The following is a 15,940-nucleotide window of genomic DNA, read 5'->3' on the forward strand; positions in this document are numbered from 1 at the left end:
GATAGCCTGTCCAGCCTATGCCGGGCAAGGTTTACATCAAGACATTCGGGTGCCAGATGAACGAGTACGATTCCAGCCGCATGCTGGACGTGCTTCGCGTCAGTCATGGCATGGAACCGACCGATCGGCCTGAAGAGGCCGACGTGCTCCTGCTCAACACCTGCTCGATACGCGAGAAGGCCCAGGAAAAGGTTTTTTCGCACCTCGGGGTCTGGCGCGAACTCAAGGAGCAGCGCCCCGGCTTGCTGATCGGCGTCGGTGGCTGCGTCGCCAGTCAGGAAGCCGAGGCGGTTCGCAGCCGCGCACCCTTCGTCGACATGGTGTTCGGCCCGCAGACACTGCATCGCCTGCCCGGCTTCATCGACGAAATCCGCGCGCGCGGTCGGGCCGTGGTCGATGTGAGCTTCCCGGAGATCGAGAAATTCGACCGTCTGCCCGAGCCCCGGGCGGACGGTCCGACGGCTTTCGTGTCGATCATGGAAGGCTGCAGCAAGTATTGCAGCTTCTGTGTCGTGCCTTATACGCGCGGCGAAGAAGTCAGCCGGCCGCTCGACGATGTGGTTGCCGAGGTCGCCGGGCTTGCGGCACAGGGCGTGCGGGAAGTCACGCTGCTCGGACAGAACGTCAACGGTTTCCGCGGCCCCACCCACGACGGGAAATTCGCAGACCTCGCCCTGCTGATCAACTATGTCGCCCTGATCGAGGGCATCGGGCGAATCCGTTTCACCACCTCGCACCCGCGGGAGTTCAACGATCGCCTGATCGATGCCTATGCGCGCGTGCCGAAGCTTGCCAACCATCTGCATCTGCCGGTGCAGAGTGGCTCGGACCGGATCCTCACACTGATGAAGCGCGGGCATACGGTTGCCGAATATGAGCAGAAGATCCGTGCCCTGCGCGCAGTACGGCCGGATATCAGCATCTCGACAGATCTGATCGTTGGTTTCCCCGGCGAGACAGCCGAGGATTTCGCGGCCACCATGCAGCTGATCGAGGCCATCGGCTTTGACCAGTCTTTCAGCTTTGTCTACAGCCCGCGGCCCGGCACACCGGCGGCGGCGCTCGCGGACCCGGTGCCCGAAGAAGAAAAGCTGCGCCGGCTTGCCGTCCTTCAGGCGAAGATCACCGCGCATTCACGGTCGATCAGCCGTAACATGATCGGTACCGTGCAGCGAGTGCTGGTCGAACGGCCATCGCGCAAGAATCCGCACCAGCTCGCGGGCAAGACCAGCAACAACCGCTGGGTAAATTTTGACGGGCCGCCGGACCGCATCGGGCGCTTCGTGGACCTGCTGATCACCGAAGCGATGGCCAATTCGTTGCGCGGCCGGCTCGTGTCTTCTGCTGTGGCGGCCTGAGGACCGCCGACACACATGCCTGGTCCTGAAACGAGCCCCGAACCCGCTTCCGAAACGCAGGAGCTTTTGCTCGAATCGCCTGACAATGCGGCGCTCGCCAACCTGTCCGGCCAGTTCGATGAAAACCTGCGGCAGATCGAGCGGCGGCTCGATATCCTCATCAGCAATCGCGGCGACCGTTTCCGGCTCAGCGGTGCGCCGGCTGCAGTAGAAGCGGGTAGCCGTATCCTGCGCGAATTGTTCCGTCTGGCGGCAACAGCGCCGGTCGATGCACAGCGCCTGCACATGACGATCCAGGAGAACCTGATGGAGCACGCGGCGGCGCAAAGTGCCGGGTCCGCAGATGACGGCGGTTTGACCATGAAGACGCGGCGCCTGCATATCCGGCCCCGCGGCAGCAATCAGCGCGCCTATCTCGAAGCGATCCGCAGCCATGACCTGTGTTTCGGTATCGGTCCGGCCGGTACCGGCAAGACCTATCTGGCGGTGGCCAGCGCCGTGGCGGCGCTGGAAGAGGAGCGCGTACGGCGCATCGTGCTGGTGCGTCCGGCGGTGGAGGCCGGCGAGCGGCTCGGCTTCCTGCCCGGCGACATGTCGCAGAAGGTGGATCCCTACCTGCGCCCGATGTACGACGCGCTTTACGAGATGATGGGCTTCGACCGCGTGGCACGGCTGATCGAGCGCAACATCATCGAAGTGGCCCCGCTGGCTTTCATGCGCGGCCGCTCGCTCAACGAGAGCTTCGTGATCCTCGACGAGGCGCAGAACACCTCCATCGAGCAGATGAAGATGCTGGTAACCCGGCTCGGCTTCGGTTCGTGTGCCGTGATTACCGGTGACCTGACCCAGATCGATCTGCCCAGGCACCAGGTTTCCGGTCTCAGGCATGCAACGCAGGTCCTGCAGGGCGTGGTGGGGATCAATTTCACCTACTTCACTGCGGGCGATGTCGTCCGCCATGCGCTCGTGCAGCGCATCGTCGAGGCCTATCAGCGTTTCGAGACGGCGGCTGCACCGAAAGAAGACGAGCGGCGCGGTGGGGGCTGAACCGCCGGGACCACGCGTCGATATCGACGTGCAGCTTGCTACGGGCGAGGCTCCGGTGCCGGATGGTGCCGACTTCGAGCGCTGGGTCTGTGCCGCCATGCGGGCGACCGGCAGCCGGCGCAACGGCGAACTGGCGATCAGGCTGGTCGGTGCGGATGAAGGCGCCGAGCTCAACCAGACCTGGCGCGACAAACCGGGGCCGACCAATGTGCTGGCCTTTCCACCCCCTGATCTCGCTGCCGCCGGTTTGCCGGATGATGTGCCGGCAGAGTTCGGCGACCTGGTGATCTGCCTGCCGGTGGTGGTCCGCGAGGCGGCCGAGCAGGGCAAGGCGCCGCTCGCCCATCTCGCCCATCTGGTCGTGCATGGCACCCTCCATCTGCTTGGCCACACGCACGACGGCGAGGCCGATACGGTGCGCATGGAGGGGCTGGAGACCGCGGCGCTGGCGGGACTGGGCTTTCCGGACCCCTATGTCACCGACGCTCGTGCCGGAACCAAGTAGAATGCAGCCATCATGACTGGCGACGATACCGACGAACGATCAGGCGGGACCTGGTTTGGCCGACTGCGGCAGGTAATCAGGGGCGATACCGCCACCCGCGAGGACCTGCTCCAGCTGTTGCGCGATGCGCACGACCGCACGGTGCTCGATGCCGACGAACTCGCGATGCTCGAGGGTGTGCTGGCGGTTTCCGAGATGCAGGTACGCGATGTGATGGTGCCGCGCTCGCAGATGGTGGTGCTGGAACGTGATGCCTCGCGCGATGAAATACTGAAGACCATCGTCGAGAGTGGCCACTCGCGGTTCCCGCTGATCGGCAACGACCGCGAAGAAGTGGTTGGCATCCTGCTCGCCAAGGACGTGTTGCGCTACTTCGTTGAAGCGCCCGACCAGGCCTTCGATATCACGCGCTGGCTGCGTCCGGCGACCTTCATTCCGGAAAGCAAACGGCTCAACCGGCTGCTCAAGGAGCTGCGCATGAGCCGCAAGCACCTCGCCGTGGTGGTCGATGAATATGGCGGCATCGCCGGGCTGATCACCATCGAGGACGTGCTCGAGGAGATCGTCGGCGAGATCGACGATGAATTCGATGCAGCCGAGGCCGGTCCGATCCAGCAGCAGGACCCTGGCTGCTATCACCTGCGTGCGCTGACCCGCATCGAAGAGTTCAACGAGTTCTTTGGCACTGCGCTGGAGGATGAGCACTACGACACGGTTGGCGGACTGGTGATGTATGCGCTGGGGCACCTGCCACGCCGGGGCGAAACCGTGACCGTCGGTGAATTCCAGTTCCGCGTATTGCAGGCGGACCGGCGCCGTATCCACAGCGTCGAGGTTACGCGCCGTGCGGCCGCTGCTGAAGACGGCGACACTGCCGCAGCCTGATACCAGCGCAAGCCCGTGGTGATCCGTCGCCTGCTGACCAGTCGCGGACTCTTGCTGGCGCTTGCCGGCGGTGCCTGTCTGCCGCTTGGCTTTGCTCCCTTTGCACTCTGGTGGCTTACGCCGCTGCTGTTTGCCGGACTGTTTCTGCTGCTCGATGGGCAGGCGCTCCGCGAGCGTGTGCGGCGTGCCTTCGTGTTCGGTTTCGGTGCCTTCGTCACGGGCACGTACTGGCTCTACATCAGCATCCACGATTTCGGCGGCCTGGCGCCGCCGATTGCCGGCGCCATCGTGCTGCTGCTGATTCTCATCATGTCGCTCTATCACGCGGTCTGGATCCTGCTCTGCAGCCTGGTGCCGGGCCGCGCCCGCGCCTGGCAGTGTCTCGCCATCCTGCCGGCCGGATGGACGCTCATCGAATGGCTGCGGGGCTGGTTGTTCGGCGGCTTTCCCTGGCTGAGCGTCGGCTACAGCCAGATCGACGGGCCGCTCGCGGTCTGGGCACCGGTGGTCGGCGTGCACGGGATATCCCTGCTGGTGCTGCTGATTGCCGGTGCGCTCGTCGTGTTGCCGGGCGGAAGCTTGCGCCCACGACTTGCCGGGCTGCTCGTGATCGGCCTGATCGCCGCCGGCACCCTGTTGCTGGACGAGCTGCAGTGGACCACGCCGCATGGCGATCCGCTGCAGGTTGCGCTGGTGCAGGGTGGTATCACGCAGGACCGCAAGTGGCTGGCTGAAGAACTCGAGTCCACCCAGGCGCTGTACAGCAAGCTCACCATCGGTCTCGACAAGCCGGAACTCATCATCTGGCCCGAGGCCGCCATCCCGGCGCTCGCGCATGAAGTCGAGGACTACCTCACGGCCTTCGCCGAACTCGCCAAGGCGCGCCACCAGACCATCGTGCTCGGCATTCTCACCTACGAGTTCGACACCAAGGCCTTCCACAACTCCCTGCTGATGATCGGCAAGGGTGCAGGCCTCTATCACAAGCGGCACCTCGTGCCTTTCGGCGAATACTTCCCGGTGCCGGACTTCATTCGCAACATGTTGCGAATGATGAATCTGCCCTATCAGGACATCGATGCGGGCCCGGCTCACCAGTTGCCCCTGCAGATGCCCGGTGTCGCACTTGCGCCGACCATCTGCTACGAAGACGTCTTCGGCACCGAATTGCGCAGCTTTCTGCCCGCCGCCGGGTTGCTCGTCAATGTCAGCAACGATGCCTGGTTCGGCGATTCAATTGCGCCGCACCAGCACCTGCAGATGGCGCGCTTCCGCGCTCTCGAAACCGGCCGCTACATGTTGCGCAGCACGAACACCGGCATCACGGCGATCATCGATGAGCAGGGCAGGGTCATCGAGCGCGGCAAACAGTTCGGCGTCGCGATCGTGACCGGAACGGCGCAGCCCTTCAGCGGTGCAACCCCGTGGGTCCGCTTCGGCAATACGCCGGTACTTGGCGCATGCCTGCTGCTGTTATTGTTGCCCTTCGTGTCCCGCCGCAGGCCCGGGAATGCATCGACGGATTAGGCGGCAGGGGCGGCAGGGATGCCATCCCCGGCCGAATTCATACTAAACTTCTCCACCAGGTTTCCGAGTGTCGACCCAAGGATCACAGCCCATGTCTTCAACAAAAGCCTCCCAGTACACTGTCGCCAAGGTGCTGCACTGGATTGCCGGTGTGTTTATCGGCTTCAACCTGATGTCCGGATGGCGGATCGCCACCTTTGATCTGAACGTGAAAGAGATCCTCATCTCGATCCACTCGGGTGTCGGGATCATGGTCTTCACGCTCATGATCATCCGCTGGTGGTGGCGCAAGAAGAACAACCTCTACACGCCGCCGAACTGGTGGAAGCGCTGGCCGATCGTGCTGCAGTGGATCTTCTATCCCTTGCTGCTGATACAGCCGGTGCTCGGTTTTTGTGTGGCGCTGTACAACGACTACGACGTGAAGGCATTCGGCTTCGTCGATATTTCGTCCCTTGCGGACAGCAACCCGGTGTTGCGCGCACTGTTCTTCGACATGCACACCTGGCTCGCAGTCGCGCTCATCGTCCTCGTGCTCACGCATGGCGCTGACCGGTTGAGGGTGCTGTTTACCTGAGCGGGCGCTGCTCGTTGGCGCCGGTCCGGACTGCCGGCTGGCGCTCGCACGACGCCAACGCAAAACCGGTCTCGGGTGCCTGATGCGAATTCTGCTGCTTGCGCTGGGTTTTCTGCTCGTCAGTGTGGTGGTATTGCCACTGCTCAGCATCACCGTCGGCCGCCTGGTAATTGACGACGGCATCGAGAGCTTTCGCGGCGATCCGCTTGCCTACAAGGTGGCCAGGAACGCCTACGACATGGCTCAGCGGCACCGGGACAGTGCGTTTCAACGCCTCGTTGCACCTGCCGGGCGCGTGGTGGCGGTTACCTTCAAGCCCGGACACTGCCTGAAAGCGGCCAGTTCGGCTTCCCTGCCGTCATCGAATGACAAGGTCCGCCGGCCTGCTCTTGGCAAGACTTCCGCGGATCCCGATGCGGCCGTCATGCGCGAATACACCGCGCAGGTGCGCTTCCATACCTTCTTCGGCTATCCGGTGGAAGATGTGTTCCTCGAGTGCGGGGGCGATAGCGTCAGCTGAATGGTGCCGGTGTATCCTTGCCAGCCATTTTCGATAACTTGCAAGCACCGTATCCGTGAACGAAGCACCCCGTAGCGAGACCCCCTACAACCCCCAGGACGTCGAGGCCGAGGCCCAGCGCTGGTGGGCGGAGCAGGGCAGTTTTCGTGCGCAGGAGGATCCTGCCCGCGAGAAGTTCTATTGCCTGTCGATGTTCCCTTATCCGAGTGGCCGGCTGCACATGGGCCATGTGCGCAACTACACGATCGGCGACGTGATCGCACGGCACCAGCGCATGCTCGGCAGGAACGTGCTGCAGCCGATGGGCTGGGATGCCTTTGGCCTGCCGGCGGAGAACGCGGCGATGGCCCAGGGCGTGGCGCCGGCGACATGGACCTGGGACAACATCGCCTACATGCGCAAGCAACTGCGCTCGCTCGGCTTCGGCATCGACTGGGACCGCGAGTTCGCCACCTGCCAGCCGGAGTACTACCGCTGGAACCAGTGGCTGTTCCTGAAGCTGCTCGAGAAGGGCATCGTCTACCAGAAGACCGGCACCGTGAACTGGGATCCCCTCGACCAGACCGTGCTCGCCAACGAGCAGGTGATCGACGGGCGCGGCTGGCGCACCGGTGCGGTGGTCGAGAAGCGCGAGATCCCGATGTACTACATGCGCATCACCGCCTATGCCGATGAGCTGCTGGAAGCGCTGGACACGCTGTCCGAGTGGCCGGAGCGGGTGCGGCTGATGCAGGCCAACTGGATCGGCCGCAGCGAGGGCGTGGAAATCGCCTTCCCTTATGCCGACTCGGCGCGTGCGGCCGCCAGCGCAGACGGCGCGCTGAAAGTATTTACGACCCGCGCGGATACCCTGCTGGGTGCAACTTACTGTGCGGTGGCGGCCGAGCATCCGCTGGCTACGGCCGCGGCGCGCAACAAGCCACAACTCGCGGCTTTCATCGATGAGTGCAAGAGCGGCAGCGTGATGGAGGCCGATCTCGCTACCGCCGAGAAGTGCGGCATGCCGACCGGTCTGCACGTGATCCACCCGCTGTCGGGTGCCGAGCTCGAGGTCTGGGTCGCCAACTATGTGCTGATGGGCTACGGCGAGGGCGCGGTGATGGCCGTGCCAGCGCATGACGAACGAGACTTCGAGTTTGCGACGAAGTACGCGCTGCCGATCCGTTGCGTGATCCGCCCGGCGACCGGCGCTTGCACCGATACCACGGCTCCCTGGCAACCGGAATACGCCGAGCACGGCATAACGATGAACTCCGGTGCCTTCGACGGACTGGATTTCCAGGCGGCGGTTGATGCGATTGCGGCCGCGCTGGAAAAGAAGGGACTGGGCAAGAAACGCGTGCAGTTCCGGCTGCGCGACTGGGGAATCTCACGCCAGCGCTACTGGGGCACGCCGATTCCGATCATTCATTGCCCGGCCTGCGGTGATGTGCCGGTGCCGGACGATCAGCTGCCGGTGGTGCTGCCCGTGGATTGTGTGCCGGACGGCAGCGGCAACCCGCTCAACAAGCGCGCCGATTTCGTCAACTGCAGTTGCCCGAAGTGCGGCCAGGCGGCGCGGCGCGAAACCGATACCATGGACACCTTCGTGGATTCGTCGTGGTATTTCCTGCGTTTTGCCTGCGCTGACAACCATGCGGCGATGGTCGACGAGCGGGTGCGCTACTGGCTGCCGGTCGACCAGTACATCGGCGGCATCGAGCACGCCATCCTGCACCTGCTCTATTCGCGCTTCTGGACCCGCGCGATGCGCGACCTCGGCCTGCTGCAGCTCGATGAGCCCTTCGCCCGTCTGCTCACGCAGGGCATGGTGCTGAACAACATCTACTTCCGCAAGACCGATACCGGGCGACTGGCTTACTTCAATCCGACCGAAGTCGAAGTACGCGAAGACGCGTCCGGCCAGCCGGGTCATGTGCTGATTGCCGACGGTGAGCCGGTGCAGACCAGCGGCATCGGCACGATGTCGAAATCGCGCAATAACGGCGTGGACCCGCAGGCGCTCGTCGATACGCTGGGTGCGGATACCGCGCGGCTCTTCACGATGTTTACCGCGCCGCCCGAGCAGTCGCTTGAGTGGTCGGACGAAGGCGTGCAGGGTGCCTCACGTTTTCTCAGGCGGGTCTGGAAAGCGGTCCATGGTCATGCGGCTGGCGGTCCGGCCGGCAAGGTGGATGCCGCCGCGCTCACCGAGCCGCAGCGTGCGTTGCGCCGCCAGGTGCACCAGACACTTGCAAAAGTCAGCGATGACATCGGTCGCCGGCGTACCTTCAACACCGCGATCGCCGCGGTGATGGAGCTGCTTAACAGCGTGGTGCGCGCCGAAACGGCGACGCCGGCCGATCGCGCCGTGATCCATGAGGCGCTGGAACTCTCGCTGCTCATGCTCTCGCCGATCGTTCCGCACATCTGTCACCGGCTCTGGCGGGTACTCGGCCATGCGGGTGCGATCATCGACGAGCCCTGGCCGCAGCCAGATCCCGCTGCGCTCGTTGCTGCCACGGTCGGGATCGTCGTTCAGGTGAACGGCAAGGTGCGCGGACGGGTTACAGTAGCGACTGGCGCCAGCGAGGCCGAGGTCCGGGCAGCAGCGCTTGCCGACGATAACGTGCAGCGCTTTGTTGCCGGACAGCCGGTTCGCAAGGTGATCGTGGTTCCCGGGAAGCTTGTCAATGTGGTGGTCTGAGACCCGTCTGAAACGCGGCATCAGCCGTGCGCTGCTCGGCTGCAGCCTGCTGTGGCTGACGGCCTGCGGTTTCCATTTCCGCACCGCGCCGGAATTTCCCGCCGATATGGCAGTGACCTATATCCAGACCGGCGACCGCTACAGCCTGTTCTATCGCGAACTGGTCAGTACCCTGCGCAGGAACGACATCACGCTGACCGCAGATCCGGCTGAGGCGCGTACCGTCATCAGGATACACAGCGACGAGACCGGGCGCCGCACGCTCACGGTGACCGCGCGCAATGTGCCAGCCGAATATGAGGTCTACTACCGGGTGACATTCTCGGTGGAGGTGAACGGCAAGGAGGTCGTTCCCCATGAAGAACTCTTCCTGACCCGTGACTATCCCTTCGACGAAACACAGGTGCTCGGCAAGGCCAATGAAGAACAGCTCATCATGCAGACGATCAGCCGCGACATGGTCGGGCTCGTGAGTCGTCGCCTGGCCGCGATCAACTGATCCGGCCGGTCAATCCTGCGCATGGCCCGCGCCAGATTTCGTCACCGGATCCTGCGTTTCCTGCTGCTTGCCGTGGCGGGCTTCGTGTTGCTGACCCTGCTGCTGGTGCTGCCCTTGCGCTGGCTGCCACCACTCACCTCGAGTTTCATGCTGCAGAACCTGGTGGAGCAGGGGAGCCTGGCTGCGCGGGTGCGTTATGACTGGCAGCCGCGCGCAAGGATCAGCCGCCGCGCCGCACTGGCGGTGATGGCTGCCGAGGACCAGAAGTTTCTGGACCATTCGGGTTTTGATTTCGAATCCATCCGCAAGGCCTGGCAGCGAAACGGGCGCAGCAGGCAGGTGCGCGGCGCATCGACGATCAGCCAGCAGGTGGCGAAGAATCTCTGGCTGTGGCCCGCTCGAAGCTGGTTGCGCAAGGGCCTGGAAGCATGGTTCACGATGTGGCTGGAGATCTGCTGCCCCAAGGCGCGCATCCTCGAGCTCTACCTGAACCTTGCCCAGTTCGGCCCGCATGTGTTCGGTGTCGAAGCCGCAGCCCGGCAGTACTACAACAAGCCCGCCGCGTCCCTGAATGAGCCCGAAGCCGCGTTGCTCGCCGCCGTCCTGCCCAATCCGCAACGGTTCAGCGTGCGCAATCCCTCGCTCCATGTCCGCGCCCGTCAGACATGGATCCTGGTGCAGGCCCGCCGTCTCGGCGACGAACTGCCTGCCGCACGCTGGCAATAACGATTTTGCCCGCTACTCCCGGCTGGCAGTGGCCGGGTTTGCATGGCGCCGCGGGCGGGTCAGAGCTGGGTGGGGTTCGGCTGGCCGGGGTAGACGATTTCCGGGTCAAAGACCTTTTCAGTCATGGTGAATTCGAGCGGCAGGGGGCGGCCATCGCCGGCACCTTTGCCGACTCCCGGGATGCGCCGGTAGAAGCAGCTGCGATAGCCGACGTGGCAGCTGGCCCCGCCGATGACATCGACGCGCAGCCAGATGCAGTCCTGGTCGTCATCCACCAGCAGTTCGCGGACCTTCTGCACCAGCCCGCTGGTGGCGCCCTTGTGCCACAGCACCTGGCGGCTGCGGCTCCAGTAGTGGGCCTCGCCGGTACTGATGGTGAGGCCCAGCGCCTCGGCATTCATGTAGCCGACCATCAGCAGCTCTCCACTGGCGTAATCAGTGGTGACGGCGGTGATCAGGCCCTGTGCGTCAAATTTGGGCGCCAGGTCGTGGCCTTCCTCGACCTGTTCGACGGTCTTGCGCGGGGCGAAGGGTGCTGCCGGATTCATCTCATATTCCTCGGGGCGGACGATCCTGCGGACAGGACCAGCTTGGTATTATAGCCAGCCTTCCGCACGGTCCTGCCCATGACTCTCAGCCTGTACAACACGCGCACGCGCCAAAAAGAGCCTTTTGCCCCGTTGCAGCCGGGGCGGGTGACCATGTACGTCTGTGGCCCGACCGTTTACAGCTTTCCGCATATCGGCAATGCGCGGCCGGCCGTGGTTTTCGATGTGCTGGCCCGCTTGCTGCGTACGCGTTATCAGCTGACCTACGCGCGCAACATCACCGACATCGATGACAAGATCAACCGGGCCGCAGCCGAGGAGGGAGTGCCTATCGGCGAGATCGCCGCCCGGTATGCCACGGCCTACCATGCCGACATGCGGGCGCTTGGCGTCCTGCCGCCGGACATCGAGCCGCGGGCCACGGAGCATCTGGCCAGCATCATTCGCATGATCAGCGGCCTGATCGACAGTGGCCATGCCTATACCGCGGAGGGGCATGTGCTGTTTCGCGTCGCTTCCTATGCCGACTACGGTGCGCTGTCGCGGCGCGATCAGCGCGAGCTGCTGGCTGGCGCACGGGTGGAAGTGGCGCCCTACAAGGAAGGCGCCGGGGATTTCGTGCTGTGGAAGCCGTCCACGCCCGATCTGCCGGGCTGGGACAGCCCGTGGGGGCGCGGCCGGCCCGGCTGGCACATCGAGTGCTCGGCAATGGTCGCCGAGCATCTCGGTCCCACCATCGACATACACGGTGGCGGCAACGACCTGATATTTCCGCACCACGAGAACGAGATCGCACAGAGCAGCTGCGCGAACGGCGGCGCGCTGTTTGCCCGGTACTGGCTGCACAACGGTTTCGTCAATGTGGACCACACCAAGATGTCGAAGTCGCTCGGCAATGTGCTGCTGGTGCGCAATCTGCTCGAGCAGGCGCCTGGCGAGGCGATCAGGCTCGCACTGCTGGCGGCGCACTACCGGCAGCCGCTGGACTGGACCAGCGAGGTGCTGCCCGAGGCGCAGCGCAAGCTCGATCGCCTCTACGGCGCGCTGCGCGATGTGGAAGGCTGGCAGGCGCTCGAATCCGCACCCGATCCCGACTTCATCGCCGCGCTCGACGACGACCTGAACACGCCGCAGGCACTGGCCGTGCTCTTCAACCTCGCCCGCGATGCCAATCGCAGCACTGACCCGGCCGAGCGTGCCGCACTCGCGGCCCGTCTGCGTGCGAGTGCCGCGTTGCTCGGCTTGCTCGGCACCGACCCGAACGCCTGGTTCATGACCGAAGTCAGCGATGGCCTGTCGGCCGAGCAGATCGAGACCATGCTCGCGGCACGGCGTGCGGCACGCGCGAGTCGCGACTTCAGGCTGGCGGACCAGATCCGCGACGAACTGGTCGAAGCCGGCATCCTGATCGAAGACGGCGCCGAGGGCACGCGCTGGCGGCGGAGCGCCGGATGAGTACGGCAGAACAGGACCAGTCGATCACCGAGGCGCAGCAGGAGCTGATCGGTGACTTCGCGCTGTTCGACAACTGGGTGGACCGCTACCAGTACATCATCGACATGGGCCGGCAGTTGCCGCCATTCCCCGAGGCTGAAAAAACCGAGGCGCACAAGATCCAGGGCTGCCAGTCGCAGGTCTGGCTGGTCACGCATGTCGAGGGCGACCGGCTCGCCTTTCAGGCCGTCAGTGATTCGGCGATCGTCTCCGGGCTGATCGCGATCCTGATGCGCATCTATAACGGCCGGCGGGCGCAGGAGATCCTCGATACGCCGCCGGACTTCATCAGCGCGATCGGCCTCGACCAGCACCTGAGCCCGACGCGCAGCAATGGCCTGCATTCGATGATCGGTGCCATACGCCGTGCAGCAGCCGTATGTGCGGCGAGCTGAAAGCCCGGCACGGTCTGCCGACCCGGGCCGCAATCGGGCTGATCCGCGGCTACCAGCTGATCCTGTCGCCCTGGCTGGGTCCGCGCTGCCGTTACTTCCCGACCTGCTCGAGCTATACCGCCGAGGCCATTGTTCGCTTCGGACTGATGCGTGGCAGCTGGCTCGGGCTGCGCCGCATCGGACGCTGTCACCCCTGGGCAGAGGGCGGATCTGATCCGGTACCCGAGCATTATGTCGCCTGGGGTCGTGCGCGGGAGCCGCGCACCCCTGTGCTATAGTTTTGGCGTATCGAATGGACAAAAAACTCCTGGACATCATCTGCTGCCCGCTCACCAAGCTGCCCCTGCAGCTGCTGGACGGAACGCGTCTCGCGCGGCTCAACTCGGCGATCGAAACCGGCAATGTCCGGGCCCGATCCGAGAGCCCTGTTGGCGAGCAACTCACTGAAGCCCTGGTGACCCGCGACGGACGGCTGGTCTATCCCGTGCGTGAGGGGATTCCGATTCTGCTCGAAGAGGAGTCGATTGACTGGAAACAGCTCGGCGAGTGACGGTAGTGCATGCAGCTGCGTGCTGAGCGGTTGGGCGCACATCTTTCTGCCCCGCCGGGCGGGAGCCTGTCAGCCTGTTACCTGTTTTCCGGTGACGAGCCACTGCTGGTCAATGAAGCGCTCGATGCGCTGCGTACCGCCGCGCTCCGCCAGGGCTGCGATGAACGTGAATCCTTCACTGTCGAGCGTGGCTTCGACTGGCCCGCCCTGGTGGCCTCGCTCAGCGTTCGCTCACTGTTTTCCGCCGGCAAGCTGATCGTGCTGCGGCTGCCGACGGCGGCGCCCGGCGACGAAGGCTCGCGCGCCCTGCGCGAACTGGCTGCGCGACCGGCTGAAGGCAACGTCGTCGCGGTGGTCACGCCGAAGCTGACCAGCAAGATTGCCGATTCGGCCTGGGTCAAGGCCCTCAGGAAAGACGGCGTGTCCGTCGATCTCCATCCGCCCTCAGCGACTGAACTGCCGCACTGGATCGGCCGGCGACTGAAGGCCCTGCGGCTCAGCTGCGATGATGAAGGTGCCGAGCTGCTGGCGGCCCGTGTGGAAGGCAATCTGCTGGCCGCACAGCAGGAGATCGACAAGCTCGGTCTGCTGTATCCGGAGGGCGCGCAATTGAGCGTGGCGCAGATTCAGGCTGCGGTGGCCGACGGCGCACGCTTTGATGTCTTTCAGCTGGGCGATGCCGCGCTGGCCGGCGATACGCCACGCGCTGTTCGCATCCTCAACGGTCTGCGCGAAGAGGGCGTGGCTGCGCCACTGGTCCTTTGGGCGCTGGTCCGCGAAGTACTGGTGCTGGTGGATGCCGGTGCGCGCGCTGGTGGTGACATGCCGCTAGAACAGGCGGTACAGGCAACCGGTGTCTGGAAGTCGCGTGTCAGCGTCTATGCGCGGGCGCTGCGTGGCCGGAAGCCTTCGTCGCTGCGCCGCCTGCTCGGCATGGCCGGCGATGCCGACCAGATCGTCAAGGGCGTACGCCGGGGTGAAACCTGGAACGCCCTGCTTGAACTCACGCTGGCACTGGCGGGTGAGCCGCTGTCGCCGGCCGAACTCGGCTGATGGGACTTTTGCCAGCGCCAGTCGGTCTGCTCGGTGGTTCTTTCGATCCGGTGCATGTCGGACATCTGCGCACCGCCTGGGAACTCCTGACCGGTCTGGGCCTCGCCGAAGTCCGATTCATCCCCAGCCGCCTGCCGCCGCATCGCGGACCAGCTGTTGCTCCGGGGCCGCTGCGTCTGCACATGCTTGAAGCGGCCATAGCCGGGCAACCCGGCTTCGTGGTCGATGACTGCGAACTGCGCCGCGAAGGACCCTCGTACACGGTCGATACGCTGGTCGCCCTGCGTGCCAGCCAGCCGCAAAGATCGCTGGTCCTGATCCTCGGCATGGATGCCTTTCTCGGGCTGCCCACGTGGCATCGCTGGCGCGAGATTCCGGATCTGGCCCACATCGTCGTGGTGCAGCGCCCCGGCTGGACGCAGCAGTTCGATGGTGAACTCGGGCAACTCTATGCGGACCGGCAGCTGCATGAGGCCACTGCACTTGCTGCGGCACCGGCCGGTGGCATCCTGCTGAGACAGGTAACCCAGCTGGAGATCGCGTCCTCGTCGATCCGCAGCCTGGTCGCCGCCGGCGGCGATCCCCGTTTCCTCGTTCCGGACAGGGTCCGGGAACTCATACAGACCAATCGTATTTATCTGCGCCCAAAGGAGGTGCAATCTCGTGCATAGCAAGAAGCTCCTGAGTCTGGCGACCACAGCCCTTGAAGAACTGAAAGCCCGCGATGTCCGGGTGCTGGACGTGCGTCGGCAGACCGCGATTACGGACTACATGATCGTGGCCAGTGGCACCTCCGACCGCCACGTCCGGTCGATTGCCGAGTGGCTGGTCCAGCAGGCCGATGCGGCCGGGGTCCCGGCGCTGGGCGTTGAAGGGACGGGTAGCGGCGAGTGGGTTCTCGTGGACCTGGCCGATGTGGTGGTCCACGTCATGCAGCCCCGCGCCCGTGATTTCTACAAGCTGGAAAGCCTTTGGGACATGGAAAGCGCAGCAACCGCCTGAGCGCCGCCAGCTTACTGCCAGTCCAGCCGGAGCGTGGCGCCGTGTATCATCCTCACCCCTGCCGGAGGCGGGGCTACCGGACCCGCGCAGCATGAAAACAAGAATTCTGGCAATCGGCAGCCGCCCCGATGACTGGGTTCGTGCGGGCGTTGATACCTACCTGGAGCGCTTGCCGGCGCACCTGAAGCCGGAACTCGTCGAGATCCCGTTGTCGCTGCGCTCCTCGGGGGGTGACCCCGCCGTCGCCAGGGCCAAGGAAGGACAGCGCATCCTGCAACGCCTGAAACCGGGTGAGTTCGTGATTACGCTGGATGAGCGAGGCAAGCCCTGGTCCTCGGTAGAGTTGTCGCGGCAGCTGGTCCGCTGGCAGCTTGAGGAAAGTGCTGTCGCGCTGGTCATCGGCGGGCCCGAAGGCCTGGCCGATGAAGTACGCAAGCGCGCCAACCAGAGCTGGTCGCTGTCGGCGCTGACTTTTCCGCACGGCATGGTGCGCGTGATCGTTGTCGAGCAGTTGTACCGGGCGTGGACCATTCTGCAGGGCCACCCCTATCACAAGGTCTGAGCAAGG

The 15,940-nt window shown here is 64.7% G+C and carries 19 protein-coding genes; 18 read left to right on the forward strand and 1 reads right to left on the reverse strand.

Annotated features, from left to right (window positions below):
* Positions 1–17: 17 nt before the first annotated feature.
* The 10 genes from miaB to mtgA all read left to right on the forward strand — a co-directional run bounded on the left by miaB (position 18) and on the right by mtgA (position 10,330).
* Positions 18–1,358, forward strand: a complete 1,341-nt coding sequence (gene miaB / locus H6979_11590; GenBank protein MCP5140484.1) for a tRNA (N6-isopentenyl adenosine(37)-C2)-methylthiotransferase MiaB — start codon at positions 18–20, stop codon at positions 1,356–1,358.
* Between the two features lie 15 nt (positions 1,359–1,373).
* A complete protein-coding gene (locus H6979_11595; GenBank protein ID MCP5140485.1) occupies positions 1,374–2,405 on the forward strand; it encodes a PhoH family protein in 1,032 nt (343 codons plus the stop codon).
* On the forward strand, positions 2,317–2,910 hold the full coding sequence (gene ybeY, locus H6979_11600) for an rRNA maturation RNase YbeY (protein ID MCP5140486.1): 594 nt from the start codon (positions 2,317–2,319) through the stop codon (positions 2,908–2,910). Before H6979_11595 ends, ybeY begins: the two co-directional genes overlap by 89 nt.
* A 12-nt stretch (positions 2,911–2,922) precedes the next feature.
* Complete coding sequence (locus H6979_11605; GenBank protein ID MCP5140487.1) at positions 2,923–3,795, forward strand: CBS domain-containing protein; 873 nt, start codon at positions 2,923–2,925, stop codon at positions 3,793–3,795.
* 18 nt (positions 3,796–3,813) lie between these two features.
* Positions 3,814–5,322, forward strand: coding sequence for an apolipoprotein N-acyltransferase (gene lnt / locus H6979_11610; protein ID MCP5140488.1), 1,509 nt, complete (start codon positions 3,814–3,816; stop codon positions 5,320–5,322).
* A 91-nt stretch (positions 5,323–5,413) separates the two neighbouring features.
* Complete coding sequence (locus tag H6979_11615; protein MCP5140489.1) at positions 5,414–5,899, forward strand: cytochrome b/b6 domain-containing protein; 486 nt, start codon at positions 5,414–5,416, stop codon at positions 5,897–5,899.
* A gap of 82 nt (positions 5,900–5,981) precedes the next feature.
* A complete protein-coding gene (locus H6979_11620; protein MCP5140490.1) occupies positions 5,982–6,419 on the forward strand; it encodes a hypothetical protein in 438 nt (145 codons plus the stop codon).
* Positions 6,420–6,474: 55 nt separating this feature from the next.
* Positions 6,475–9,105 (forward strand): leucine--tRNA ligase, encoded by a 2,631-nt coding sequence (locus H6979_11625; GenBank protein MCP5140491.1) that lies wholly within the window; start codon positions 6,475–6,477, stop codon positions 9,103–9,105.
* Positions 9,092–9,604: a hypothetical protein gene (locus H6979_11630; protein MCP5140492.1), complete on the forward strand. Its 513-nt coding sequence runs from the start codon at positions 9,092–9,094 to the stop codon at positions 9,602–9,604. Before H6979_11625 ends, H6979_11630 begins: the two co-directional genes overlap by 14 nt.
* Positions 9,605–9,625: 21 nt before the next feature.
* Positions 9,626–10,330, forward strand: coding sequence for a monofunctional biosynthetic peptidoglycan transglycosylase (gene mtgA / locus H6979_11635; GenBank protein ID MCP5140493.1), 705 nt, complete (start codon positions 9,626–9,628; stop codon positions 10,328–10,330).
* Between the two features lie 59 nt (positions 10,331–10,389).
* On the opposite strand, the gene hisI is transcribed toward mtgA, so the two are convergent.
* Positions 10,390–10,878 carry a phosphoribosyl-AMP cyclohydrolase gene (gene hisI / locus H6979_11640; protein ID MCP5140494.1) on the reverse strand — a complete coding sequence of 163 codons (489 nt, stop codon included), beginning with the start codon at positions 10,876–10,878 and terminating at the stop codon, positions 10,390–10,392.
* A 78-nt stretch (positions 10,879–10,956) separates the two neighbouring features.
* Here hisI and H6979_11645 point away from each other — a divergent pair, with 78 nt between their 5' ends.
* From H6979_11645 to rlmH, 8 genes are all read left to right on the forward strand, one after another.
* Positions 10,957–12,333 (forward strand): cysteine--tRNA ligase, encoded by a 1,377-nt coding sequence (locus H6979_11645; GenBank protein ID MCP5140495.1) that lies wholly within the window; start codon positions 10,957–10,959, stop codon positions 12,331–12,333.
* The gene (locus tag H6979_11650; protein ID MCP5140496.1) at positions 12,330–12,767 is read left to right on the forward strand and encodes a SufE family protein; all 438 of its coding nucleotides are present in this window, start codon (positions 12,330–12,332) and stop codon (positions 12,765–12,767) included. Before H6979_11645 ends, H6979_11650 begins: the two co-directional genes overlap by 4 nt.
* Positions 12,752–13,045, forward strand: a complete 294-nt coding sequence (yidD, locus tag H6979_11655; GenBank protein MCP5140497.1) for a membrane protein insertion efficiency factor YidD — start codon at positions 12,752–12,754, stop codon at positions 13,043–13,045. The genes H6979_11650 and yidD overlap by 16 nt, the downstream gene beginning before the upstream one ends.
* A gap of 14 nt (positions 13,046–13,059) precedes the next feature.
* Positions 13,060–13,317 (forward strand): Trm112 family protein, encoded by a 258-nt coding sequence (locus H6979_11660; GenBank protein MCP5140498.1) that lies wholly within the window; start codon positions 13,060–13,062, stop codon positions 13,315–13,317.
* Positions 13,318–13,326: 9 nt separating this feature from the next.
* Positions 13,327–14,370 (forward strand): DNA polymerase III subunit delta, encoded by a 1,044-nt coding sequence (locus tag H6979_11665; protein MCP5140499.1) that lies wholly within the window; start codon positions 13,327–13,329, stop codon positions 14,368–14,370.
* Entirely contained in the window at positions 14,370–15,041 is a 672-nt protein-coding gene (nadD, locus tag H6979_11670) for a nicotinate-nucleotide adenylyltransferase (protein ID MCP5140500.1), read from the forward strand. The genes H6979_11665 and nadD overlap by 1 nt, the downstream gene beginning before the upstream one ends.
* The gene (rsfS, locus tag H6979_11675) at positions 15,034–15,372 is read left to right on the forward strand and encodes a ribosome silencing factor (protein MCP5140501.1); all 339 of its coding nucleotides are present in this window, start codon (positions 15,034–15,036) and stop codon (positions 15,370–15,372) included. Before nadD ends, rsfS begins: the two co-directional genes overlap by 8 nt.
* Positions 15,373–15,463: 91 nt before the next feature.
* The gene (gene rlmH / locus H6979_11680; protein ID MCP5140502.1) at positions 15,464–15,934 is read left to right on the forward strand and encodes a 23S rRNA (pseudouridine(1915)-N(3))-methyltransferase RlmH; all 471 of its coding nucleotides are present in this window, start codon (positions 15,464–15,466) and stop codon (positions 15,932–15,934) included.
* Positions 15,935–15,940 lie beyond the last annotated feature (6 nt).

It is taken from the genome of Chromatiales bacterium (assembly GCA_024234935.1).
In the GTDB taxonomy this organism is placed as follows: Bacteria; Pseudomonadota; Gammaproteobacteria; order Steroidobacterales.